Below are 1,138 nucleotides of genomic sequence, written 5' to 3'. Positions count from 1 at the left end.
CTGGGCGAAGCGGCGCGGAGATCGCGCCGCAGTACGGCAACTCCGGCTCCAAATGCGGAGCCTGCCGAGCAAAGACCCTTATGATCCAGGATTTCGGCGCCTACGGTATGTCAGGTATGCCGACGACTTGCTGCTCGGTTTCGCTGGGCCCAAGCACGAAGCCGAGGAGATCAAGGCGCGGATCACGGAATTCCTGCTGGATGAACTCCGGTTGGAACTCTCCGAATCCAAGACCCTGGTCACGCACGCCACCAGCCAGGCGGCGCGCTTCCTCGGCTATGAGGTGAGAGCCCAGCGATGCGACACGAAGCTCACGGGACCACGACGCTCAGTCAACGGTGCCATCGGGCTTTTCGTGCCACGCGAGGTAATCCGGCAGCGCTGTGCCTCCTACATGGGCGGCGGGAAACCGAAACTCCGTGGTGTGCTTCTCCACGACAGCGATTTTTCAATCGTGGCGACATACCAAGCCGAGTACCGGGGACTCGTGCAGTACTACCTTCTCGCCCAGGACGTCGCCCGCCTGAACCGCCTGCAATGGGTGATGGAGACGTCCATGCTCAAGACACTGGCGTCGAAGCACAGATCGACCGTCACGAAGATGGCCCGCAAGTACAAGGCGACCATCGACTCCCCGGACGGCCCTCGAAAATGCTTTGAAGTCATCGTCGAGCGCGGAGGTGAGAAGAAGGCACTGGTTGCCCGCTTCGGCGGCATCCCGCTCAAACGGCAGCGCACAGCGGTAATGGCCGACCGAGAGCCGCTGAAACCCAACCACATCAGCACCACCGAGTTGGTAAAGCGGCTCCTTGCGGACTGCTGCGAGATGTGCGGATCAACGAGCCGGATTGAGGTCCATCACATCCGGAAACTCGCCGATGTCAAGCAGCAGGGCCGAGCCGAGCGCCCCATGTGGGTGAAGTTGATGGCAATGAGACGACGCAAAACCCTGGTCGTCTGCCGGCCTTGCCACGAGGAGATCCACGCGGGACGAGCAACCTCACCCACCCGGAAAAGATCACTGGAGAGCGGTGTGCTGGGAAACTAAGGGCTGTCCCGTAATCCCCGGCGGGCGCGCGACGACAGCTACAGCACCTCGCTGCGTTGTCGGAACGTCCGAATACATCCAGTATGCGGA

The 1,138-nt window shown here is 61.7% G+C and carries 1 protein-coding gene; it reads left to right on the top strand.

Annotation, left to right across the window (positions count from 1 at the left end):
* A partial coding sequence (locus tag ACWCXX_RS41480) for a group II intron reverse transcriptase/maturase (protein WP_451136522.1) occupies window positions 1–1,048 on the top strand: 1,048 nt, incomplete at its 5' end.
* Window positions 1,049–1,138 lie beyond the last annotated feature (90 nt).

It is taken from the genome of Streptomyces sp. NPDC001732 (assembly GCF_053596315.1).
This window is presented reverse-complemented; position numbering and strand designations above follow the sequence as displayed.